Raw genomic sequence first — 21,794 nt, 5'->3', positions numbered from 1 at the left:
CACGAATGAGATTGTCGCTCGCCGAAGGTGTGGCGCTGCGTTGCCCCGACGCGGAGGATGCGCGCGTGGAGGGCCCTGGCCGCTCGCTGCGGTTGGGCCCGCTGGCCCCGGGTGTGCGCGCGGTCTTCGAGTCGCTCGCGGACGGAGGCATCCACGAGGCGGAGGTGCCGGCCGCCGCGGGCTCGGACACGACGCTCGCGTGGTACTGGCTGGACCTGGCGGGCGACGGCGGCCTGCTGTCGTGGACGGTGGAGGAGCGGGGCAACCTGCTCCTGACGCTCACGCCGGCCTCCGCGTCCTTCCTGCGCCACCGCGCGACGTTCGACGCCACCCAGCCGCTGCAGCTGTCGCGCTTCGCGCACACGCGCATGGCGGAGGGCCGCGCGGTGCTGGACTGCCCCACGGTGCACGCCACCGCGGCGCTGCATGACCGGCGCGTGGTGTCGCTGCTCTTCGACATGGCCCGCCCCACGCTGCTGGCGCGGCTCAACCAGTTCAACACCGGCATCGAGTCCTTCACGCTGCGGGAGCTGGTGCGCCTGCTGGCGGAGACGGGCATCCTGGTCCCCAACGGGCTGGACGTGCCGGCGTCGGAGGAGACGCAGACGGCGCTGAAGCAGTGGGAGCCGCACGACCTGCTCTTCCACCTGCGCTCGCGGGGCTGGGGCCACCAGACGCGCGCGGGGGCCACCTACCGCTTCCGAGGAGAGCTGCCCAACCCGCCCGCCCTCAAGCCGTCGGTGACGCAGGAGGCGGTGGAGCTGTACCGGCCGGACATGGAGGCGCTGCGCGCGGGCGGTGACCGCACCTTCACGGAGGTGCTGGAGGCCCGCCGCAGCCTGCGCGGCCGCGGCGCCGCCCCGCTCACCGTGCGGCAGCTGGGTGAATTGCTCTACCGCGCCGCGCGCGTGCGCGAGGTGCGCACCACACAGGACGGGGACATCACGGACCGGCCCTACCCCGGCGCGGGCGCGGTGTACGCGCTGGAGCTGTACCCCATGGTGGGCGAGTGCCAGGGCCTGGCCCCGGGCGCCTACCACTACGATCCGCTGGGCCACCGGCTGGAGAAGCTGAGCGGCCCCACGCCGGAGTTCCACGCGCTGCTGGACGAGGCCCGCGCGCCGGTGGAGCCCTTCGAGCGGCCCGAGGTGCTGATGGTGGTGGCCGCGCGCGTGCCCCGGCTCGCGTGGAAGTACGAGACGCTGGCGTACTCGCTGGTGCTGCAGGACACCGGAGCGCTGGTGCAGACGCTCTACCTGGTGTCCACCGCGCTGGGCCTCAGGCCCTACGCGCTGGGCCGGAGCGACCCGGACTTCTTCCAGCGCGTGGCGGGCGTGGACGGCTTCGGCGAGGCCTCCGTGGGCGCCTTCGCGGTGTCGGGGGGAGATCCTCCGGACTCGGCCCCCTGACGGCCGCGACGCGCCCGCGCGGCGGCTTTCAGCAGCAGGGGCTGCCGCAGCAGTGCGAGCGGCCGTAGGTGTCGGTGAGGCTGGAGAGGGCCACGGCGTGGTCGGCCACGTCGGCCGGCTTCTTCGGCAGGTGCAGCTCCACCTCCGCGCTGTTCACCTTCCAGGTGCTGTCCGCCGCCGCGTCCTTCACGGTGGAGGGGACGACCTTCAGGTGGATGCTGGCCGGCAGGTCGAAGTCGAAGCGCTTCTTGAGGGCCTGACGCGGGTCCTTCTGGAGCGCCGCCTCGAACTCCGGCTCCTTCCACGCCAGCGCGACGGCGCGCATCCACACGGCCTGCCAGTCATTCACCGTGGCGCCCTGGGCCCCCGCGCTCCGCGTGGGCTTGCGAGCCACCGGGCGGGCCCGTGCGGGCGCGGGCGCGGCCTTCGACTCCGGCTTCTTCTTGCTCATGTCAGCGTTCTCCTCCCAGCGCTTCCAGCAGCGCGCCGGCCTCCTGGATGGGCGGCGTTCCCCATCCTTCGGAGAAGGTACTGTAGACCGTTTGCAGCCGTTGCCGGGCTTCTTCCTGTCGTCCCGAAGCCTGGAGCACCCGCGCCAGCGCCGTGACGGCCTGCAGCTCGCGCATCCGCGCCCCCTGGGCGTGTGCCACGTCCGCGGCCTGCCGGAAGCACGCCTCCGCGGAGGGTGCAGTGTTTCCATCCCGCTGCAGCAGCACCTGCCCCTTGACGCGCAGCAGCTTGGACTCGTGGTACGCCTCGCCCAGCGCCTGGGCGCGCTGCCGGCCGTGCTCCACCGAAGCGAGCGCCGCCTCCACGTGGCCCAGCTCCAGCTCCAGCTCCGCGAGCATGGCGTAGTAGGCCGGCTGGTCCATCTCCGTGCCGAACGCCTCTCGCATCGCCACGCCGCGCCGCATCGCCTCCAGGTCCTTGGCCGCCCACCCGCGCAGGATGCCCACGTAGGCGGACTGCTCCAGCAGGCCGTAGCGGTGGGACAGCTCCGTGTGCTGGGCGATGAGCTGGAGCGCCTCCGCGCGGTCGCCGTGCTCCTGCGCCATCAGCAGCAGGTAGATGAACGACAGGCCGATGCTGGTGCCGTGGTTGAGCTCGCGGCCCCACGCCACCGCGGCCTCGCCGTGCGCCTTCGCCTGGTCCGGGAAGCCCAGGAGCCACAGCCCGCGGCACAGCACGGACTCGCCACCCACGCGCGTGTCCTGCCCGTAGAGGATGCGGTGGATGCGGTGCGCCACCGGGTCGAACAGCGCCAGGCAGCGGTCCGCCTTCGCCTTCGCCTCGCCCAGCCGGCCTTCCAAGAGCTCGATGTTGGAGAGAATGGTGAGCGCCACCGCCTCCTGCCCCGCGTCCCCGGTGCGCTGCGCCAGCGCCACCAGCCGGTCCAGCAGCCCGCGCACCCGGCGCTGGTCACCCCCCAGGTGGTAGAAGATGGAGAGGACCCACAGCGTCGGAGCCGCGTAGGGGCTCTCGCCCACCGTGAAGAGCAGCTCCAGCGAGCGCTCCGCCACGGTGCGCAGCTCCTGCGAGCGCCAGCCCTGCGTGGACATGAGCGCCGGCGCGAGCACGCCGTTGAGGCTCAGCTCCAGCTGCGCGCGCTCCACCGGGTCGTCGATGGCGTCCAGCCACGACAGGCCCAGCCGGGCGAAGAGGATGGCCTCCAGGTAGGCGGAGCGCACCAGCGCGGCGAACGCGGCCTTCTGCGCGTAGACGATGGCCTTGCGCTTGAGGTTCGCGGAAGCCCAGTGGTGCGCGAGCAGGTCCGGCCGGGCCTCCACCTGCTCCGGGAAGTGCGCCTCGAGCGCCTCCGCCGTCTTCGCGTGCACCTGCTGCCGGTACCGCTTGAGCATGGAGTCGTAGGCCGCGTCCCGCACCAGCGCGTGCTTGAAGAGGTACACGGGGCCCTTCGGCCTGCGCTTGCGGTGCAGGAGCCCGGAGCCCACCAGCCGCTCCAGGTCCGCCTCCAGCGCTTCGGGCGTCAGCGGGCTCACGTGGCGCAAGAGCTCGTGCGTCAGCTCGCGGCCCAGCACGGAGGCGATCTGCGCGGTCTCCTTGCTGCGGCCCAGCCGGTCCAGGCGCGCGACGAGCAGGTCCCTCAGCGTGCCCGGCACCGCGACGCCCGCCCTGCCCGCCTCCAGCGCGAAGCGGCCCTCGCGCTCCACCAGCGCGCCGGACTCGCGCAGCGTGCGCACCAGCTCCTCCACGAACAGCGGGATGCCGTCCGTGCGCGCGACAATCTCCTCCAGCGCCTCCGCGGACAGCGGGCCTCCGGCGGCGGCGGTGGCCAGGCGCTCCACCTCCGCGCGGGCCAGGGCCCCCAGCTGCACCTGCGTCACCGACGACGAGGCCCAGGGCGGCTCGAACTCCGGCCGCGCGCTGAACACCGCGAGCAGGCGCGACGAGGACACCTCCTCCACCAGCGCCTTGAGCAGCTCCAGCGTGGAGGGGTCCGCCCAGTGCAGGTCCTCCATCGCCAGCACCACGGGCTGGCGCTCCGCCATCGCGGCCAGGAGCGACAGCAGCGCGTTGCGCGTGAGCTCCCGGTGCTTCATGGGCGACACGTCCAGCGGCGCCCACCGCTCCGGCGGCAGCGGCAGGGACAGTAGCGCCGCGAACAGCGGCAGCGTCTCCGGCAGGTCGAAGCTGTAGCCGGACAGCAGCGCCTCCAGGCCCGTCAGCCGGCCTTCGGGCGACAGGTCGCGGTTCGGGTCCAGCATCCGCGTGAACAGGTCCACCACGGGCATGTACGCCTGGCCCACGCCGTCCTGCGTGCAGCGGGCCTCCAGCCACGTGTGGGGCTCCGCGCCCAGCCGGTCCCTCAGCTCGCGCGTGAGGCGCGACTTGCCGATGCCCGGCTCGCCGGAAATCAGCACCGCCTGCCCCTGCCCCACGCGCACCTGCTCCCAGCGCGACAGCACCAGGTCCAGCTCCCGCGCGCGGCCCACCAGCGTCAGCGCTTCGTCGGTGCCGCTCCACATCGCGTCCGCGCCCTGGAGCACGAACGTCTCCAGGCCCGGGGGCAACAGCTCGTTCGGGGACGTGGGCACGCGCTCCAGCGGGAAGTGCTTGCGCACCAGCTGCTGCGTGTCGCCCGTGACGAGGATGGCCCCCGAAGGCGCGGAGGTGGACAGCCGGAAGGCCAGCTTCGGCGTGGTGCCCACCACGAAGCCCAGGCCGGAGAGCGTGGGGTCCCGCTGCTCGCGCGACACCACGAGGCCCGTGTGCACGCCCACGCGGATCTCCACCCGCGTGCCGCGCTCGGCTTCAATGGCGCGGCCGCGCCGCCGGACCTCCGCCACCATGTCCAGCGCCGCCTGCGCCGCGCGGCGCGCGTCGTCCTCCCGCGCCGCCGGATAGCCGAAGTAGAAGAGGACGATGTCGCCCAGCGCGCTGGCGATGTGGCCGTTGTAGCGCCGGGCGATTTCGATGCAGACCTCCTGCTGGGCGCCCAGCACGTGGTCCAGCTCCTCGATGTCCACCGGCCCCGGCGCTGTCTGCGTGGCGGACAGCGTGCAGCACACCACCGTGAGCTGGCGGCGCTCCCCTTCCGCCCACCGGCGCGCGCGCGTGGACAGCGCGTTGGGCGTGCGGCTGGACAGCTCCACCGTCGCCGTCTCCGCGTTGGGGGCGGCGGGCTGGATGCGCACGGGCGAGGGCCGGCGCGGCAGGTTGGACACGTCCACCGCCTCCAGCTGGCGCAGCAGCACCTCCGCGGACACCGTGCGCTGGGACGCGTCCTTCGCGGTGACACGCTGGAGCAGCTTGCCCAGCGGGTGCGCGGCGATGACCGGGGGGATGGGCACCGGCTCCGTGGAGAGCTGCTGGAAGATGACCTCCGCGACGGTGGCGCCCTCGAAGACGCGCTTGCCGGTGAGGCACTCCAGGAACACCAGCCCCCACGCGTACAGGTCCGAGCGCGGCGTGGGCGCCTGCCCGCGCAGCTGCTCCGGCGCCGCGTACGACGGCGTGCCCAGCGACTCATTGGTGGACGTGATGCGCGGCTGTGGCTCCGAGCGCGTCAGTTCGTCCGTCACCGACCCGATGCCGAAGTCCAGCACCAGCGCGTTGCGCCGCGCGCCGGTGGGCACGACCATGATGTTCGCGGGCTTCAGGTCGCGGTGCACCACGTTCTGCGCGTGCGCGCACGCCAGCGCGTCCAAGAGCTGGAGCATCAGGTGGCGCGTCTCCACGGGGTCCAGCACGCCCTCCTCCGCGAGCACCTGCGCCAGGTTCTTCCCCGGCACGAACTCGAAGATGGAGTAGACGGCGCCGCCCTGCGCCCTCCCGGAGTCGATGAGCCGCACGATGTTCGGGTGGTGCATCTGCGCGCACAGCTTCATCTCGCGCTCGAAGCGCGCGCTGCGGCGCTCCACGGACTCCGGCGTCGCGCCGTCCGTCAGCCTGAGCAGCTTCACCGCCACGTTCTGGCCGGTGGTCACCTGGCGGGCCTTGTAGACGCGGCCGAAGCCGCCCTCGCCCAGCTCCGACAAAAGCTCGTACCGGCCCTGGAAGGCTTCCAGCAGCTGGGGGTCCATGGGGTTCTTCATCGCGTTCCCGAGCCTCGCTCCATTGATGACCGTCCCCCCCGCCTGGGCAGGGTGATGACGAACTCCGTGAACTCACCCGGCACCGTCTCCATGCGGAAGGTGCCCTGGTGGCCCTGCACGATGATGTCATGGCTGAGTGACAACCCCAGCCCCGTCCCCTGCCCCGGTGGCTTCGTGGTGAAGAAGGGGTCGAAGATTCTCGCCGCACTCTCCAAGGGGATGCCCGGCCCGTTGTCGCGCAGCCGGACCTCCACGTGCTCCTGACGCGCGAGGGTGCGAACCTTGAGCACCGGCACGTACGTGGCGCCCTGGGCCTGGCGCTTCTGACGCATGGCGTAGAGCGCGTTGTCCACGACGTTGATGATGACGCGGCCCACCTCCGCGCGGCTGAGCTCCAGCCGGCCCGCGGCCGGATCGTACTCGGCCTCCAGGTGGACGGTCAGGGGCTCGCCCCGCATGCCGCCCTGTCCCAGCGCGACGCTCTCCGCGACCAGGGCGTTGAAGTCCACCGGCTCGCGAGGGCCGGGCGAGCGGCGCGCGTGCTGGAGCATGCCCTGGATGAGCGCGTCCGCGCGGCGGCCGTGCTCGTTGATCTTCTGGACGTTGGTGCGCAGGCACGCGAGCGCCTCGTCCACGTCGCGCACGGAGTCCGGCGTCAGCCGGTCGCGCTGCGGCTCCATCACCGCGGCCAGGTCCTCCGTGAGGCCCACGGACAGGCCGGCGAAGTTGCTGATGAAGTTGAGCGGGTTGCGCAGCTCGTGCGCCATGCCGCCCACCATGGCCGCGAGCGAGGCCAGCTTCGCGTCCATGATGAGCTGCATGCGCTGCACCGTCTCCTGCTCGATGCGGCGGTAGAGCCGGGCGTTCTCCAGCGCGAGCGCCGCCTGTCCCGCGAACGCGACGAGGAAGTCCAGGTCGTCCTCGGAGAAGCTCTTGGGCGTGGAGACGTTGTCCACGTACAGCACGCCCAGCACCTCGTCGCGGGGCTTGAGCGGCACGCACATGGAGGCGCGGATCGAGCTGAAGATGACGGACTCCGCGGCGCCCAGGCGCGGGTCGTTCACCGCGTCGGAGAAGAGGGCCGCCACGCTCTTGCGCAGCACGAAGTCCACGATGTTCTGGCTGTAGATGGGCCCGCGCACGGCCGCGCCCTCGGCCGTCTTCGTCACGCGCGGCTCCAGCTTCCCGGTGCCCTCGTCCATGAGCAGGATGACGCCCCGGTCCACGCGGAGGATCTGGAACGCCAGGTCCAGCACCTTGCCGGGCAGCGCCTCCAGGTCGTCCGTGACGGACAGCAGCTTCGCCACCTCCTGGAGGATGCGCATCCGCTCCCGGGCGCGCGTGGCCGCGCTGGCGGCCTCCGCCGCGGAGCGCTCCGGGTCGGACACCGCCTGCACCAGCGTCTTCAGCGGCACGCGGGTGAGCGCGCGCGTGAGCTGGGGACGGGGCTCGTCGGACGCGCCGGCCGCCGCGCCGGCCTGGCCCGGGACCGTGGAAGGCGGGGGTTCGTGCGTGAGCAGGAAGACGAGCTCGCCCAGCGTCAGCGTGTCGCCGGGGCGCAGCTCCTTGCGGCGGATCTGCACGCCGTTGACGAAGGTGCCGTTCTTGCTCTGCAGGTCGGTGACGAAGAAGCGCCCGTCGGCCGGCTCGATGCGGGCGTGCTGGCGCGACAGGCTGCGGTGGGGGATGCAGATGCCCTGGTCATCCGCGCGGCCAATGGTGATGGGCGCGTCCCCCAGCGGGAAGGACAGCTCATCCGGCTGCCCTGGGTTGTAGACGAGCATCGGCACGGCCTGAGACCCCCTCCAGGGTGGGAGCCTAGCCGAAAAGCCGGGGCGAGGACCGCCCCGGCCGACTCAGAAGGTCCTGCGCCGCAGCACCGACGCGTCCAGCGACGGCAGCGAGGGCCGGCCCGCGAGCGCCAGCGCCAGCTCCAGCTCCTCGCGCAACAGCGACAGCAGGTGGCCCACGCCCTCCTCCCCGCCCGTTGCCAGCCCCCAGTACACCGGGCGGCCCACCAGCACCGCCTTCGCGCCCAGCGCCAGGGCCTTGAGCACGTCCGTGCCCCGGCGGATGCCGCCGTCCATCAGCACCTCGCAGCGGCCCTTCGCCGTGGCCACCACCTCCGGCAGCGCCTCCAGCGGGGGGATGGCCCCGTCCAGCTGCCGGCCGCCGTGGTTGGACACGATGACGCCGTCCACGCCCGCCGCCACCGCGCGCGCCGTGTCCTCCGCCGTCAGCACGCCCTTGAGGAGCACCGGCAGCTTCGACACCGAGCGCACCCACTCCACCGCCTCCCACGTGAGCGAGGGGTCGAAGTCGCGCGACGCGTGCGACGCGATGCCGGACTCACCGGAGGCGCGGGCCCCCAGCGCGGCGTTCACGCCCGCGTCGAAGTTGGCCGCGCGCACGTGGGCGGGCAGCCCGAAGCCGCTGCGCAGGTCCCGCATGCGGCGGCCCAGCCGGGGCGCGTCCACCGTGAGCACCAGCGCCTGGTAACCCGCGGCCTCCGCGCGGCGGATGAGCGCCGTCGTCACCGCGCGCTCGCGGAAGCAGTACACCTGGAACCAGAGCGGCCCCGTCGCGGCGGCGGCCACGTCCTCCAGCGTGCGGCTGGCCATGGTGCTCACCACCATCAGCCCGCCCAGCGCCCCGGCCGCCCTCGCGGTGGCCACCTCGCCGTCCGGATGCGCCAGGGCCTGGTACGCCATGGGCGCCACGCCCAGCGGGTGCGAAAGGCGCGTGCCCAAGAGCTCCACGGAGGTGTCGCAGCGGGCCACGTCCACCAGCACGCCAGGCCGCAGCCACCACGCGTCGAAGGCCCGCCGGCTGTCGCGCAGCGAGCACTCGTCGTCGCTGCCGCCGAACACGTAGTCGAAGACGTCCGCGGGCAGCCGCGCGCGGGCCTGGTGTTCGTACGCGTCCAGGCAGAGGGGGCGCGCGGCGGGGGCCGTCACGCCTGCGCCCGGGCGTAGTCGCGCTCCACCGCCTCGAAGAGGGCGCGGATGTTGGCGCCGCCGAAGCCCCGGGCCTCCTGGCGCTGGATGACCTCGAAGAAGAGCGTCTGCTTCGGGTGCTCCGAGCGGGTGAACGTCTGCAGCAGCGTGCCCCACGCGTCGCGGTCCACCAGGATGCCCAGCTCGCGCAGGGGCGCCAGGTCGAAGTCCAGCGCCCCCAGCCGCGCTTCCAGCCGCTCGTAGTACGGCGCCGGGATCTCCAGGAACCGCGTGTGCCGCCGCAGCTCGCGCACCGCCCCCACGATGTCCGCCGTCAGCAGCGCGATGTGCTGCACGCCCGGGCCGCCGTTGCGGCGCAGGAACTCGCCAATCTGCCCGGGGTTCTCCGCGGACAGCGGCTCCTGGAGCGGCAGGATGATGCGCGTGGACGGGCTCTGCACCACCTTGGAGTTCATCCCGCTCTGGCGCGTGTGGACGACCTCCTCATGGGACTGATGGAAGCCGAAGGCGTGCTGGTAGAAGCGCACCGTCGCGTCCAGCGTGCCCGGCTCCAGGCAGATGGCCAGGTGATCCAACCCGGAGAACGGCGGCGGCGTCAGCGACACCTCGGCCTCGCACGGCACCAGGCCCGGCGGCAGGAACGCGCCCACCGCCGCGTCGGACTGGATGAACGAGTGCACCAGGTCCCCCACCGTCGCCACGGTGGCCTGGAGCATGCTCCGCCCCTCCCCGTCCAACGCCTTCACCGGCTCGCGCAGCGGCCGGGCCCCGCGCTGGGTGACGTGGCCGAAGGCGCCCACCGCGTCCCTCGTGCGCAGCGCGATGTCCCGCACGCCGTCGCCGTGCCGCTCCACGAAGCCAGAGGCCCCGTCGTCCGCGGTGAGCCCCTGCGTGAGCAAGAGCCGCAGCGTGCCCTGCTGCAACAACACGGAGCGCCGGCCCACGAGCCCCGTCTCCGGGCCCCCTTCCGCGACGCGGCGGAAGCCCATGCGGTCCGAGTAGAAGCCCGCTGCGCTCGAGACGTCGGCGACGCACAGCTCGACGTACTCGATATCCTCGAAAAACATGAGTTAGGCCCGTTCCGGTGAAGTCAAAACTCCTTGGATGATAAATGATTCAGGGGACGGCGGGATCCCCCTTTCTTCATCCGTTCTGGAGTTTTCCGGCGCCGCGTCCCGGCAGGCCGGGGGGCGGGCTAGGCGGCGCTCGCGGCGGGGGCCAGCAGCCCCCGGTCCCGCAGCGTGTCGAGGATGCGCTCCAGGCCCGCCTCCACCGTCTCCGCGTCGGAGCGGACGGTGATTTCAGGGGACTCGGGCGGCTCGTACGGGTCCGACACGCCGGTGAAGTGAGGGATCTCCCCGGCCAGGGCCTTCTTGTAGAGCCCCTTCACGTCGCGGGCGATGAGCGCGTCCAGGCTGGCCTGGACGTAGACCTCCAGGAACGGGATGCCGGCCTGGGTGGCCAGGGCGCGCACCTCGTCCCGGGAGCTCTTGTACGGCGAGATGGCCGCGGTGATGACGCCCACCTCGTGCTTCGCCAGCACGCGCGCCACGTAGCCGATGCGCCGGACGTTCTCCTCGCGGTCCGCGCGGCTGAAGCCCAGGCCGCGGGAGAGGTACGTGCGCACCTCGTCCCCGTCGAGCAGCTCCACGCGCTGCACGGGCGAGAGCTGCCGCGCCACCGCGGCGGACAGCGTGCTCTTGCCCGCGCCGGACATGCCAGTGAACCAGAGGATGAAGCCCGGACGCTGTTGCATGGCCATTCCCTACCTGTCCACGGCGGGGCCGTTGATCATCCCCGCGCCCACGGTGGCGTTGGTGCCTTCGTCGATGAGGATGAAGCTGCCGGTGCTGCGGTTGCGCCGGTACTCGTCGAAGAAGAGCGGCACCGTCGTGCGCAGCGTCACCCGGCCCACCTCGTTGAGCTTGAGGCCCGGGCTCTGGTCGTCACGGTGCAGCGTGTTGACGTCCAGCCGGTAGTGCAGCTGCTTCACCATGGCGCGCGCCATGCGCGTGGTGTGCTTGATGGCCAGCCGCGAGCCGCTGTTGAGCTGCGTCGTGTCCGACAGCCAGCACACCATCGCGTCGATGTCCTGGCTCGCGGTGGGTGGGTTGCCCGGCCGGCACAGCATGTCGCCGCGGCTGATGTCCAGCTCCTCCTCCAGCGACACGTTCACCGACATGGGCGGGAACGCCTCCGTCATCGGCTTGCCTGCGAGCTCCAGCGACTTGATGCGCGTGGTGAAGCCGGACGGCATCACCATCACCTCGTCGCCCGGGCGCATCACGCCGCCCAGAAGCTGCCCGGAGTACGCGCGGTAGTCGTGGAACTTCTTCGCGGACGCCGGCCGGATGACCCCCTGCACGGGGAAGCGCAGGTGGATGAGGTCGCGGTCGGACGCGATGTGCACGTTCTCCAGGTGGTGCAGGAGCGTGGGGCCCTGGTACCAGGGCATCTTCTCCGAGCGCGTCACCACGTTGTCCCCGCCCAGCGCGGAGATGGGGATGAACGACAGGTCCGTCACGTCCAGCTTCATGGAGAACTGGCGGAACTCCTCCCGGATGCGGTCGAAGACGCCCTGGTCGTAGTCCACCAGGTCCATCTTGTTCACGCATAGCACCAGGTGCGGCACCCGCAGCAGCGACGCGATGAACGCGTGGCGGCGCGTCTGCTCCAGCACGCCCTTGCGCGCGTCCACCAGGATGAGCGCCAGGTCCGCCGTGGACGCGCCCGTCACCATGTTGCGCGTGTACTGCAGGTGTCCGGGCGTGTCCGCGATGATGAACTTGCGCTTCACCGTGGAGAAGTAGCGGTACGCCACGTCGATGGTGATTCCCTGCTCGCGCTCGGCCTTCAGGCCGTCCAGCAGCAGCGCCAGGTTGACGTACTCGTCGCCCCGGGCGTGGCTCGTGCGCTCCACCGCGGCGAGCTGGTCCTCGAGGATGGACTTCGTGTCGTACAACAGCCGCCCGATGAGGGTGCTCTTGCCGTCATCCACGGAGCCCGCGGTCGCGAATCTCAGCAGTTCCACTAGAAGTATCCCTCGCGCTTGCGGTCTTCCATCGCCGTCTCAGAGAACTTGTCGTCCGCGCGGCTGGCGCCACGCTCCGTCACGCGGGAGGCCGTCACCTCCGTGATGACCTCCTCCACGGTGGACGCGGTGGACGGCACGCACGCGGTGCACGTCATGTCGCCCACGGTGCGAAAGCGCACCGTCTCCGTCGTCACCGTCTCGCCGGGCATCATGGACATGAAGGGCGACCAGGCCATCAGCATCCCGTCCCGGCGGAACACCTCGCGCCGGTGCGTGTAGTAGATGGACGGCAGCGCCACGTTCTCCCGGCCGATGTACTGCCAGATGTCCAGCTCGGTCCAGTTGGACAAGGGGAACACGCGCAGGTGCTCACCCCGGCGGTGGCGGCCGTTGTAGAGCGCCCACAGCTCCGGCCGCTGGTTCTTCGGGTCCCACTGGCCGAACTCGTCGCGGAAGGAATACACGCGCTCCTTCGCGCGGGCCTTCTCCTCGTCGCGCCGGGCACCGCCGAAGACGGCGTTGAAGCCGTTCTTCTCGATGGCCTCCAGCAAGGGCTGCGTCTGCAGGCGGTTGCGGGACGCGCGAGGACCCTTCTCCTCCGTCACCTTCCCCGCGTCGATGGCCTCCTGCACGGACGCGACGATGAGCCGCGCCCCCAGCTCCGCCACCCGTTCGTCGCGATACTGGATGACCTCCGGGAAGTTGTGCCCCGTGTCCACGTGCATCAGCGGAAACGGCAGCGGCGCGGGCCAGAAGGCCTTGACCGCCAGGTGCAACATCACCGCGGAGTCCTTGCCACCCGAGAAGAGCAGTACCGGCCGATCCAGCTCCGCCGCGACTTCCCGGATGATGAAGATGGACTCGGCTTCCAGCGCCTCAAGATGTGAAAGCTCGTAGCTCACGGCGAGGCAAGCTACCACAACCCTCCCCGCGCCCAACCGTGGCCATGAAAGTTTCCGGGTCCCCGGCGGTGACACACCGCGGATGCGACATGCGGGAGGGGGCCGGTGAAACATGGGCGTCCGACCTGTTGGGACGGATGTTTCACGGGCCCACTCCGGGTGCGTGTCCCGGAGCCTCACCGGGCGTGCGGGAGGACGTTCCCCGCGGGGGGCACATGGTATAGACGGCCGCGCCATGGCAAGCGCCTCCTCTCCCGTCCTCGATCGCTGGTTCCCGTCCCGCAAGCCGCTTCCGGAGCCGCGCTTGCGCCTGTTCTGTCTGCCGTTCGCCGGCGGCAGCGCGGCCATCTACACGCCCTGGAGCATGGCGCTGCCCACGGGGGTGGAGCTGTGCGCGGTGCAGCTGCCCGGGCGCGAGCGGCGCCTGATGGAGCCCGCGCTCAAGTCCCTGCCGGAGCTGCTGGACGTGCTGATGCCGGCGCTGACGCCGCTGATGGACCGGCCCTTCGCCCTGTTCGGCTACAGCATGGGGGCGCGCATCGGCCTGGAGGTGGCCCGCACGCTGAAGCGCCAGGGCGGCCCGAAGCCGCTGGGCTTCATCGCGGCGGCGGCGCCTCCGCCGTCGCACAACGAGCGGGAGCCCATCCACACGCTGGATGACAAGGGCTTCATCGAGAAGCTGCGCGAGTACGACGGCACGCCGGAGGAGGTCCTCCAGCACAAGGAGCTGCTGGAGCTCATCCTCCCCACGCTGCGCGCGGACTTCGGGCTGGCCTGGTCGGAGAACGGCAAGGACCCAGCCCCGCTGGACATCCCGCTGTCCGTGTACGCGGGCAAGGGGGACAAGCACGTGGGGCTGGACCTGATGGAGCACTGGCGCGCGGAGTCCACGGCCGACGTGCGCATCCGGCACTTCGACGGCGGCCACTTCTTCATCCGCTCGCACGGGCCGCAGGTGCTGGCGGCCGTGCGCGAGGACCTGACGCGCTGGATGACGGCCGCGACGTAGCGAGCGCTCATGGCCCGGTACCGCATCCACGCGGGGACGGACATCGCTTGCGTGGGAATCTGGGACGCCGGCCTCCCCGCCACGAAGCGTTCCATCGGGGGAAAGGCGCTGGAGGCGAGCGCCGCGCGTGGGGAGGTGCTCGTCATCGACACCAGCGCGGACGGCAGCTACATCCTCCAGATCCACGTCGATGAGCCGTTCGTCCCTGCGCCCGGGCAACGGTTCGACACGGTCGGGAACGAGCTGGGACTCCACCTCGGCTCGGGAACCGCGCTGGCCGGTGGGTGCGAGGACTTCCGCAACCCGCGCCCGCAGATCACGTCCGCCGAAGACCGGCTCCACGTCGAGCCCTCCTGGTATCGCGTCCGGGTCCACCTCAACCAGACAGAGGATCCCGAGGAGGAGCAGCGCGCCCACGAGGAGGCATCGCGGGCCCTCTCCTCCGAAGAGCTGACGAGGTACGGCCGGCTGGGGAAGGCGCTCCGCAGGGGCTGGCTCATCGCCGTGCTATCAGCGGCCGCCGTCATGGCTTCCGTGTGCTTCCTGGCCGGGCCCGTCCTGGGCGGACTCGGAGCGTTGGTAACGGTCGCGGCGGGTTGGGCCGTCCTGCGTCTCAAGCGCGGCGACTACGACGCGCTTCACCTGCGCTACCAGCGCGCGCTCGATGCGGCCTACCCGCCGGACATCGTCCTGGAGCTGCACCGCGCGCCAGGTCCCCTTCCGGGAGGCACGGTGGCGCTGGAGGGCCCGCACGCCTCCTGACGTCAAATGCCCGTTCAGGCCGTCTTGATGACCGGGGCCATGTCCCCCGCGAGCGGCACGGTGTGCTGCCAGCGCACGGACAGCGCCCCGCCCCGGGGCCTGCGGAAGGCCACCGCCGCCTGGTGCCGCGCGGACGGCTTGTGCTGCATGAACTGCCACACGTCCGGCAGGTCGTTCATCCGCGGGTCGAAGGCGATGCCGGGCATCTGGCCCGGCACCAGGTCGAAGGCGAATTGATCCAACGGCAGGGACAGGCCCGCGCCGCGCGCCTTGATGTAGGCCTCCTTCAGGGTCCAGTACTCGAAGAAGCGCGCCCGCTGGTGCTCCTTCGGCAACGAGCGCAGGGCCTGCACCTCCGTCTTGGCGAAGTAGTGGTCGGCGATCTCCACCGTCTCGCCCGGCCGCTCCGCGTCCTCGATGTCCGCGCCCAGGTCCACGTCCCGGCCCACCGCGACCAGCGCCATGCCGTCGGTGTGGCTCAGGTTGAAACGCAGCCACTGACCCACCGGACCGACGATGGCGGGACGGCCGTACTCGTTGGGGACGAAGCGCCAGGCCTCCGGCGCGACGGGCGCGTAGCGCGACAGCGTCAGCCGCACCAGCGCGTGGGACACGAGGTACTGCCGCTGGTGGCGCTCGAAGTGGAAGCGGCGCTGCCGCTCGCGCTCGCCGGGGTCCAGCAGGGCCTTGTAGGCCTCCAGAAGGCGCGGGTCTTCGATGCGCTCGGGTTCGACGAGCCACACGTGGACCTCGTCGGGGCGCAGGTCGAGGGGCGTGGAGGGCGGGGACGGCGTCATGTCACGCAGGCAATCAGGAACCGCCGCGCCTGTCACGGGGGCTGGTCCGGCCTTGAACCAGGCGCGTAGGCTGCCCGGCCCAACGGCAAGGGGGAGAGACACGCATGGACCTGTCCACCGCGACGACGAAGCTCCAGGCGCTGCGCCGGGACATGACCGGCCACACGGACCGCGACGACGAGCGCCGCATCCTGGACCTGCTGGAGGGCGCCACCGGCGAGGAGCTGAACTTCCTGCTGTCCAACGTGGACCTGGTGCGCCTGCTGTCGGACCTGGACGACCGGCTGGTGGGCCCCGACCATCACACGGCGCTCCTGGACCTGCTGTGCAAGCGCCGCGCGGCGGAGCTGTCCCTGCCCGTGCGCGCGTCGCTGGCCACCGCGCTCCAGAAGGGCGCCACGCGCGCGCAGGCGGAAGCGAGGCTGCGCGACCTGTTCCTGGGGCTGAAGGGCCGGGAGCTGACCGGGTTCAAGAACCTGCTGGAAGCAGGCGGCGAGTACCACGACCTGCACAAGCTGGTGTTCGACGACGTGGACGACGTGGCGGTGCGCGCGGAGCTGCTCGCCCACTTCCAGCGCGAGGCCCAGGCCTTCCCCAGCGGGGAGAACAAGGTCCTGAGCGACATCGACGACACGTTCTTCGCCAACTGGGTGGACCCGCGCTACCCGAAGAAGACGGTGTACCCGGGCGTGCTCGCGTTCTACCAGGAGCTGGACCGGGGCCCGGGCATCATCCCGGGCCGCGCGGGCGACCTCGTCTTCGTGAGCGCCCGCCCGCAGGATCCGCTGGGCCTCATCGAGAACGCGACGCTGGACTCGCTGAGCAAGCGCGGCGTGCCGCTGGCGGTGATGCTGTCCGGCAGCTTCTTCTACCTGCTGGGCAACACGCGCATCGCGCAGAAGAAGTTCGAGAACTTCGAACAGTACGCCCGCCTCTTCCCCGAGTACGGCTTCGTCTTCGTGGGCGACAGCGGCCAGGGCGACGTGGAGTTTGGCGCCCGCATGCGCGAGGCCCTGCCCCAGGCGGTGCGCGCCGTGTTCATCCACGACGTGGTGGCGACGCCGCAGCCCAAGCGCGACGAATGGCGCGCGAAGCACGTCTTCTTCTTCGACACGTACGTGGGCGCGGCGGTGGACGCGTTCCACGCGGGCGTCATCTCCCGGGACGGCGTGGACCGCATCGCCGCCGCCGCGACGGAGTCGATGGCGGCCATCACCTTCTCCTCCCCCGCTCAACGTCAGGCGCGCGAGGCGGAGCTGACGCGGGACCTGGCGCTGGCGTCGGCGCTGCCTCGGGCGCGGGTCGTTTGAATAACGCCAGCGCTGGCTCGTCACGAGTCGCGGTCCTCGGTTCCCCGTGCCGCGAAGGAGCTCCCCATGCGCCGCAGCCTTGCCCTGACATCCGCCGCCCTCTCCCTCCTCTGCGCCGCATGCGGCGGGGATGACGAGGCCGCCGCCCCCACCGAGGAGCTCCAGGACACGCGCTCCAACGTCACGGGCACCCATCCCGTGGTGATGATGATCACCAACGCACAGGGCAACCACGTCCCCGACTTCGACAAGGCCACGCTCGAGCTGAGTTCGGAGGCGCGATCGCGGAATGAACTGCGCGTCTCGCTCTCCCCCTTTGACTGCGACCTGACCGCGACCATGACGGGCAAGTCCACCTTCGCCTTGAACCCGGGGACCTGCCACCTGCTCATCCCCCCGCACGACTATCAGTTCGGTTGCGCCTTCGACCTGGACATCACCCGGGGCACCGGCGGGCGTGACACCGCGGACGGCAGCGTCGGAGTGACTTTCACCGCTGGCTACCGCAGGGACTGCGCGGACTATCACGCGCCCTTCACCGCCGACGTGACCGTCACCCTGCTGGGCACCTGAAGTCCCCCGCCAGGTCGGGCGCGGATGAAGCTTCCCTGACAGCCCTCGGCCCACCGGTCCCGGGCAGTTGGCGGGACGTGCGGGACGCCCCAACCTTCCGTGCGCTTCACAGGGGTGGAGCGGCCGTCTTGGGGACGGAAGGAAGGGCTCCGGGAGGTACCCGGGGCCCTTCCGGGGCGTGAAGGGGCGCGCGGGGCCGATGGAACTGTTTCCCATTCATTTGCTGTTCATCGTCGTGTTGATGAACCGCTACATCCTGGGCCCCTTCTTGAGGCGGCTGAAGGGGCGGCGGTTCGAGCGGGTGGATGACACCTACCGCCCGAAGGTCGCCATCGTCATTCCGCTGTTCAACGAAGGCCAGGGCATCTTCCACACCGTCAAGGCGCTGCTGGAGCAGGACTACCCGCGCGAGCTGACGGAGATCATCGTCGTGGATGACTGCTCGCGCGACGACAGCGTCGCGTGGGCCACCAAGGCCGCGGAAGGGCACCCCAACGTCCGGGTGATGCGCAACCCGGAGAACATGGGCAAGCGCAAGGGCATCAACCGGGGCGTCCGCGCGGCGGAGACCGCGGAGATCATCGTCTCCGTGGACTCCGACGTGGTGGTGGAGAAGAGCGCCGTGCGCCAGCTCATCCGCCGCTTCGTGCACCCGAACGTCGCCGCGGTGGGCGGCCGCACCTTCGTCATCAACCGTCACCAGAACTGGCTGACGCGGATGATCGAAATCAAGTTCCACTTCGCCCAGAAGTGGCTGAAGGACCTGGAGCGCTCGTTCCGCCAGGTGATGTGCCTGTCCGGCTGCCTCACCGCGTACCGCCGCTCGGTGCTGCTGGAGCTGGAGCCCATCCTGGAGGCGCGCGCCATCGCGGGCATCCCCATCAAGTACGGCGAGGACCGCTTCCTCACGCGGCAGATCGTCAAGCACGACTATGAAACGGTCTACACGCTGGACGCGTACTGCTTCACCGCCGCGCCGTCCACGCTCGCGGGCTACTTCAGCCAGCAGCTGCGCTGGCGGCGCTCCAACCTGGTGGACCTCCTGTGCGGCCTGTCGCACGCGTGGCGGCTGCACCCGGTCATCACCGTGCACTACGTGTCGCAGCTGGCGCTGCTGCTCGCGTACCCGGTGGTCATCGTCCACAACATGCTCAACGGCGAGTTCTGGGACATCCTCGCGTTCCACTTCCTGGTGATTGGCCTGCTGGGCTTCATCTACCGGATGGAGACGCGCTACCTGCCCGAGGACCGGCGCGTGCCCGCGGTGAGCTTCCTGCCCATGGCGCTGCTCATGCCGGTGACGTACGCGCTCTTCACGCCGCTGGCCCTGCTGACGCTCGACTCCGGGAGCTGGGAGACGCGCGGCAGCCCGACGCCGGCCCAGGCCCCCTCCCCCGCCCCCGTGCAGCTCACCTCCAACTCCGCAGGCGAGGGAACCCCGTCATGAACCAGCAGGTCGCCAACCGGCTCAACTCCGTCGCGGTGTCCGCCTACAAGTTCATGGGGTCGGTGCTGCTGGCGCTGATCCTCCTGGGCCTGCTGTCGTTCCTCGCGGTGCAGGGCTTCTTCCTGGCGAGCAGCAGCTGGGTGATGCCCACCATCCTGTCGCCCACCGACCCCAACGTCCTGGCGCTCAACGCGCAGGCGGCGCAGCAGGAGTCGGAGCGGGACGGGCTGCAGGCCAGGCGGCGCGAGGCCTCCGACCGGCTCCAGGAGGCCGAGCGCACCGTGGCCACGGAGCGCTCCTTCCAGCAGCGCTTCGTCGTGGCGCTGAAGGGCGAGAAGCGCTCCCGCGACCGGCTGGCGAAGCGGCTGTCCGCGCTGCGCCAGGAGTACATGCGCGCGGGCGGGGAGATCGCCGAGTCCAACCGCGCATACAGCGGCCTGGCGCGCACGCGCACGAGCGCGCTCTACGGCGCGAAGCTGATGGAGCGCGAGGACGTGCTCACCACCAACCACCACCTGGCGCAGATGGCGCAGAGCAACCTGTCCCTGGCCCAGGAGACGGTGGACCTGGACATGCGTTTGGACACGCTCCGGAGAGAGAGCGAGGGGCTCACCGCCGCGGAGAACGGCCTGGGCCGCGACGACAACCCCGAGGGGCTGACCACGGACACGCTGCTCCTGGAGCGTGAGTACACGCAGTCGGTGCTGGCGATGGCCCGGGCGGAGGCGCAGCGCAAGAGCCTGGAGGTGGACGTGCACGCGCTGGACGACCGCATCCGCCGCTTCAACCAGCTGCTCGTGGCGGTGCACGGCTCGCCGTACCTGAAGGCGCTGGAGCAGAACCTCACGGTGGCCTTCGTGCCCTACGAGAACCTGCCCAACGCCCGGGCTGGCACCCCGCTCTACACCTGCGCGCTGAAGATCCTCTGGTGCCGCGAGGTGGGCGTGGTGGGGCCCGTGCTGGAGGGGGAGATCTCCCAGCAGCACCCCATCCGCCAGTACCACTTGCGAGGCGTGATGGTGGAACTCCAGCTTCGGGACGCGCCGAGCGCGCGCGAGCCGCTGCTTCACCTGGGCCATCCCCCACTGATGCTGTGAGCCCCGTCTTGGACAAGGAAAGGAAGCGGAGGATGCGGACGAGCCTCGCGAGAGGAGCCCTGCTGGGGCTCGGGTTGTGGGCGGGCATGGCCCCGGCGGAGGAAGAGACGGGGGCGGTGCGGGCCCAGGCGGACCTCGCGAAGGGCTACTGCGAGCGCGTGCGCGGTACCTCGCGCGCGGAGGCCGCGCTGGAGATGGCGCCGGAGGTGTTCGCCAGCGTGGGCGCGGTGAACGCGGGCGACGCGGTGGGCGGCTCGGATGAAACGCCCCTGGGCTCGCCCAAGCTGCGCGTCACCGCGGGGCTGGGCTACGACTTCGTGGGCCTCTACCGGGGCCACACACTGCGCTCGCGCGCGGAGGCCGAGTGCCGCCGCTACCAGGCGCTCGCCGCGCTCCAGAGCGCCGTGGAGCACGGCTCGCGGCTGGGGGAGGCGGCGGCGCTGGACGCACGCGCCCGGGCGCTGGCCACCTCCCTGCCCCGCGCTGAAGCGCTGGTGGCGGCGCTGCGCGACGACCTGCGCGACGGCGGCGCGACGCTGGAGGAGCTCAACGCGGTGCAGGTCCGGCTGGACAACCTGCGCTCGCTCGCGCGCGACACCGCCCAGGCCCGCGAGCAGCTGGCGCTCGAACCCCCGCCGCCGGAAGGGCAGACCCTGGGCGCGCTGCTCAGCGCCTTCGAGGCGGCGGATGATCAGGTGGAGGTGCTGTCCGGCGGCCTGCGCACGGCGGCCGCGTGGCGCCTGAGCGTGCGCGGCGGCTACGACGAGGTCTTCGACGTGGACCAGAGCACGCCCCTCTTCGGGCAGCTCACGCTGGGCTACAACCTGGGCCACTTCTGGCAGGGCCGGGCCAACGCCCAGGCGCGCGAGGGCCGCCGCCAGGAGACGCGCGACGCGGTGGACGGCGCGCCCCGGCGCGTGCGCCAGCTGCTGGGCGAGCTGCGCATCACCGAGCGGAGCGAACAGCAGCGGCTGGGCGAGGTGTCCGCGCTGGTGTCGGACCTGCAAGGCCAGCTGCGCGAGGTGGAGCAACTGCAGACGCGGCAGGTGCGCCGCTTCCGCGACTACCTGCTGCTGGAGCTGGCGCGGCTCCAGGCGGAGCAAGCCTACCTGGGCGCGCACCTGGAGACGCTGCGCTCGATGCTGGGGAGCACGGGCCCATGAGCGACGCGCGACAGCGGCGGTGGGTGGCGGTCGGAACTTCGAGCGTGTTGATGCTGTGGGCAGGAGCCCTGCTCGTGAGCCACGGCGCCTGCAACAGCGCGAGGAAGCCCATGGACTCCCCTGCATCCTCCAGCACGCGCGCGCTTCGCGCGGACCCGCCAGCGCCGCGCGTCCTGGCCCCCGTCACGCGGCGGCAGCTGCACGTCACGGAAGGCCAGCTCGTGAGCCTCGCGGAGGGGGCACAGGACGGGACGCGCTTCGCCGTCGAGGAGCCCCGCCAGCGCGCGGTCGTCCCGGAGTCGACGGGCGACGAGGCGGAGCTGCGCTTCACCTGGCTGGGCGTCACCGACCCGGTGATTCCGCTGGCCTCCGGTCAGCAGCGCGAACAGGTGGGGCTCAAGCTGCGCGCCCGGGATGGCTGCAACGTCATCTACGCCATGTGGCGCATCGCTCCGTCCGCGGGCATCGTGGTCAACTTCAAGCGCAACCCGGACGACCACGAGAGCGCCGAGTGCGGCAACGCCGGCTACACCACCGTGCGGCCGCGCTTCATGGAGCCGCTGGACCGGCTCTCCCCGGGGGAGCCCCACGTGCTGCGAGCCCGCATCGACGCGGGCGTGCTGACCGTGTACGCGGACGGGCAGCGCGTCTGGGAGGGACGCTTGCCCGCCGACGCGCTCACGCTGGAGGGCCCCGCCGGGATGCGCACGGACAACGCGCGCGTGCGCTTCGAGCTGCTCGTGCCCCAGGCGGCCGGGCCCACCTCCCGCCGCTGAGG

At 71.5% G+C, this 21,794-nt stretch carries 18 protein-coding genes; 9 read left to right on the top strand and 9 right to left on the bottom strand.

The features are described 5' to 3' along the window. Window positions 1-5 precede the first annotated feature (5 nt). A complete protein-coding gene (locus AABA78_RS31085) occupies window positions 6-1,409 on the top strand; it encodes a SagB family peptide dehydrogenase (RefSeq protein ID WP_338268713.1) in 1,404 nt (467 codons plus the stop codon). A 28-nt stretch (window positions 1,410-1,437) separates the two neighbouring features. Here the strand turns inward: AABA78_RS31085 and AABA78_RS31080 are convergent, their stop codons facing one another. From AABA78_RS31080 to cysD, 8 genes are all read right to left on the bottom strand, one after another. Beyond that, window positions 1,438-1,860 (bottom strand): BMA_0021/BMA_0022 family TOMM bacteriocin, encoded by a 423-nt coding sequence (locus AABA78_RS31080; RefSeq protein ID WP_338268712.1) that lies wholly within the window; start codon window positions 1,858-1,860, stop codon window positions 1,438-1,440. Between the two features lies 1 nt (window position 1,861). Continuing rightward, complete coding sequence (locus AABA78_RS31075) at window positions 1,862-5,953, bottom strand: TOMM system kinase/cyclase fusion protein (protein ID WP_338268710.1); 4,092 nt, start codon at window positions 5,951-5,953, stop codon at window positions 1,862-1,864. Window positions 5,954-5,961: 8 nt separating this feature from the next. Next, window positions 5,962-7,749, bottom strand: a complete 1,788-nt coding sequence (locus AABA78_RS31070; RefSeq protein ID WP_338268747.1) for an FHA domain-containing protein — start codon at window positions 7,747-7,749, stop codon at window positions 5,962-5,964. A 72-nt stretch (window positions 7,750-7,821) separates the two neighbouring features. Continuing rightward, window positions 7,822-8,922, bottom strand: coding sequence for an alpha-hydroxy acid oxidase (locus tag AABA78_RS31065; RefSeq protein WP_338268709.1), 1,101 nt, complete (start codon window positions 8,920-8,922; stop codon window positions 7,822-7,824). Further along, a complete protein-coding gene (gene hppD / locus AABA78_RS31060) occupies window positions 8,919-9,989 on the bottom strand; it encodes a 4-hydroxyphenylpyruvate dioxygenase (protein WP_338268707.1) in 1,071 nt (356 codons plus the stop codon). Before hppD ends, AABA78_RS31065 begins: the two co-directional genes overlap by 4 nt. Before the next feature lie 128 nt (window positions 9,990-10,117). After that, window positions 10,118-10,678, bottom strand: a complete 561-nt coding sequence (cysC, locus tag AABA78_RS31055) for an adenylyl-sulfate kinase (protein WP_120529218.1) — start codon at window positions 10,676-10,678, stop codon at window positions 10,118-10,120. 9 nt (window positions 10,679-10,687) lie between these two features. Next, a complete protein-coding gene (locus tag AABA78_RS31050) occupies window positions 10,688-11,953 on the bottom strand; it encodes a sulfate adenylyltransferase subunit 1 (protein WP_338268705.1) in 1,266 nt (421 codons plus the stop codon). Continuing rightward, window positions 11,953-12,858, bottom strand: a complete 906-nt coding sequence (gene cysD, locus AABA78_RS31045) for a sulfate adenylyltransferase subunit CysD (protein WP_120529214.1) — start codon at window positions 12,856-12,858, stop codon at window positions 11,953-11,955. Before cysD ends, AABA78_RS31050 begins: the two co-directional genes overlap by 1 nt. 235 nt (window positions 12,859-13,093) lie before the next feature. Between cysD and AABA78_RS31040 the strand changes: the two genes are divergently transcribed. Both AABA78_RS31040 and AABA78_RS31035 read left to right on the top strand, forming a co-directional pair. Next, on the top strand, window positions 13,094-13,867 hold the full coding sequence (locus tag AABA78_RS31040) for a thioesterase II family protein (RefSeq protein ID WP_338268703.1): 774 nt from the start codon (window positions 13,094-13,096) through the stop codon (window positions 13,865-13,867). 9 nt (window positions 13,868-13,876) lie between these two features. Beyond that, window positions 13,877-14,629: a hypothetical protein gene (locus tag AABA78_RS31035; protein WP_338268701.1), complete on the top strand. Its 753-nt coding sequence runs from the start codon at window positions 13,877-13,879 to the stop codon at window positions 14,627-14,629. 14 nt (window positions 14,630-14,643) lie between these two features. On the opposite strand, the gene AABA78_RS31030 is transcribed toward AABA78_RS31035, so the two are convergent. Next, window positions 14,644-15,426, bottom strand: coding sequence for a 4'-phosphopantetheinyl transferase family protein (locus tag AABA78_RS31030; protein WP_338268700.1), 783 nt, complete (start codon window positions 15,424-15,426; stop codon window positions 14,644-14,646). A gap of 104 nt (window positions 15,427-15,530) precedes the next feature. Here AABA78_RS31030 and AABA78_RS31025 point away from each other — a divergent pair, with 104 nt between their 5' ends. The 6 genes from AABA78_RS31025 to AABA78_RS31000 all read left to right on the top strand — a co-directional run bounded on the left by AABA78_RS31025 (window position 15,531) and on the right by AABA78_RS31000 (window position 21,792). Next, complete coding sequence (locus AABA78_RS31025; RefSeq protein ID WP_338268699.1) at window positions 15,531-16,736, top strand: phosphatase domain-containing protein; 1,206 nt, start codon at window positions 15,531-15,533, stop codon at window positions 16,734-16,736. A 66-nt stretch (window positions 16,737-16,802) separates the two neighbouring features. After that, a complete protein-coding gene (locus tag AABA78_RS31020; RefSeq protein WP_338268698.1) occupies window positions 16,803-17,309 on the top strand; it encodes a hypothetical protein in 507 nt (168 codons plus the stop codon). Window positions 17,310-17,508: 199 nt separating this feature from the next. Beyond that, window positions 17,509-18,756: a glycosyltransferase family 2 protein gene (locus AABA78_RS31015; protein WP_338268696.1), complete on the top strand. Its 1,248-nt coding sequence runs from the start codon at window positions 17,509-17,511 to the stop codon at window positions 18,754-18,756. Continuing rightward, window positions 18,753-19,853, top strand: coding sequence for a hypothetical protein (locus tag AABA78_RS31010; protein ID WP_338268694.1), 1,101 nt, complete (start codon window positions 18,753-18,755; stop codon window positions 19,851-19,853). The genes AABA78_RS31015 and AABA78_RS31010 overlap by 4 nt, the downstream gene beginning before the upstream one ends. A 32-nt stretch (window positions 19,854-19,885) precedes the next feature. Continuing rightward, a complete protein-coding gene (locus AABA78_RS31005) occupies window positions 19,886-21,016 on the top strand; it encodes a hypothetical protein (protein WP_338268692.1) in 1,131 nt (376 codons plus the stop codon). After that, window positions 21,013-21,792 carry a hypothetical protein gene (locus AABA78_RS31000; protein WP_338268690.1) on the top strand — a complete coding sequence of 260 codons (780 nt, stop codon included), beginning with the start codon at window positions 21,013-21,015 and terminating at the stop codon, window positions 21,790-21,792. The genes AABA78_RS31005 and AABA78_RS31000 overlap by 4 nt, the downstream gene beginning before the upstream one ends. The last annotated feature ends 2 nt before the right edge of the window (window positions 21,793-21,794 follow it).

This window comes from Corallococcus caeni (assembly GCF_036245865.1).
Classification (GTDB): Bacteria; Myxococcota; Myxococcia; order Myxococcales; family Myxococcaceae; genus Corallococcus; species Corallococcus caeni.
The sequence above is the reverse complement of the archived record's forward strand: the minus strand, read 5'-3'. Positions and strand labels throughout refer to the sequence as shown.

Excerpts from the sequence above, each read along its gene's own strand:
- AABA78_RS31085 (WP_338268713.1), top strand. The coding sequence starts at position 6 with ATGAGATTGTCGCTCGCCGAAGGTGTGGCGCTGCGTTGCCCCGACGCG.
- AABA78_RS31080 (WP_338268712.1), bottom strand. The coding sequence starts at position 1,860 with ATGAGCAAGAAGAAGCCGGAGTCGAAGGCCGCGCCCGCGCCCGCACGG.
- AABA78_RS31075 (WP_338268710.1), bottom strand. The coding sequence starts at position 5,953 with ATGGACCCCCAGCTGCTGGAAGCCTTCCAGGGCCGGTACGAGCTTTTG.
- AABA78_RS31070 (WP_338268747.1), bottom strand. The coding sequence starts at position 7,749 with ATGCTCGTCTACAACCCAGGGCAGCCGGATGAGCTGTCCTTCCCGCTG.
- hppD (WP_338268707.1), bottom strand. The coding sequence starts at position 9,989 with ATGTTTTTCGAGGATATCGAGTACGTCGAGCTGTGCGTCGCCGACGTC.
- cysC (WP_120529218.1), bottom strand. The coding sequence starts at position 10,678 with ATGCAACAGCGTCCGGGCTTCATCCTCTGGTTCACTGGCATGTCCGGC.
- AABA78_RS31040 (WP_338268703.1), top strand. The coding sequence starts at position 13,094 with ATGGCAAGCGCCTCCTCTCCCGTCCTCGATCGCTGGTTCCCGTCCCGC.
- AABA78_RS31035 (WP_338268701.1), top strand. The coding sequence starts at position 13,877 with ATGGCCCGGTACCGCATCCACGCGGGGACGGACATCGCTTGCGTGGGA.
- AABA78_RS31030 (WP_338268700.1), bottom strand. The coding sequence starts at position 15,426 with ATGACGCCGTCCCCGCCCTCCACGCCCCTCGACCTGCGCCCCGACGAG.
- AABA78_RS31025 (WP_338268699.1), top strand. The coding sequence starts at position 15,531 with ATGGACCTGTCCACCGCGACGACGAAGCTCCAGGCGCTGCGCCGGGAC.
- AABA78_RS31020 (WP_338268698.1), top strand. The coding sequence starts at position 16,803 with ATGCGCCGCAGCCTTGCCCTGACATCCGCCGCCCTCTCCCTCCTCTGC.
- AABA78_RS31015 (WP_338268696.1), top strand. The coding sequence starts at position 17,509 with ATGGAACTGTTTCCCATTCATTTGCTGTTCATCGTCGTGTTGATGAAC.
- AABA78_RS31010 (WP_338268694.1), top strand. The coding sequence starts at position 18,753 with ATGAACCAGCAGGTCGCCAACCGGCTCAACTCCGTCGCGGTGTCCGCC.
- AABA78_RS31005 (WP_338268692.1), top strand. The coding sequence starts at position 19,886 with ATGCGGACGAGCCTCGCGAGAGGAGCCCTGCTGGGGCTCGGGTTGTGG.
- AABA78_RS31000 (WP_338268690.1), top strand. The coding sequence starts at position 21,013 with ATGAGCGACGCGCGACAGCGGCGGTGGGTGGCGGTCGGAACTTCGAGC.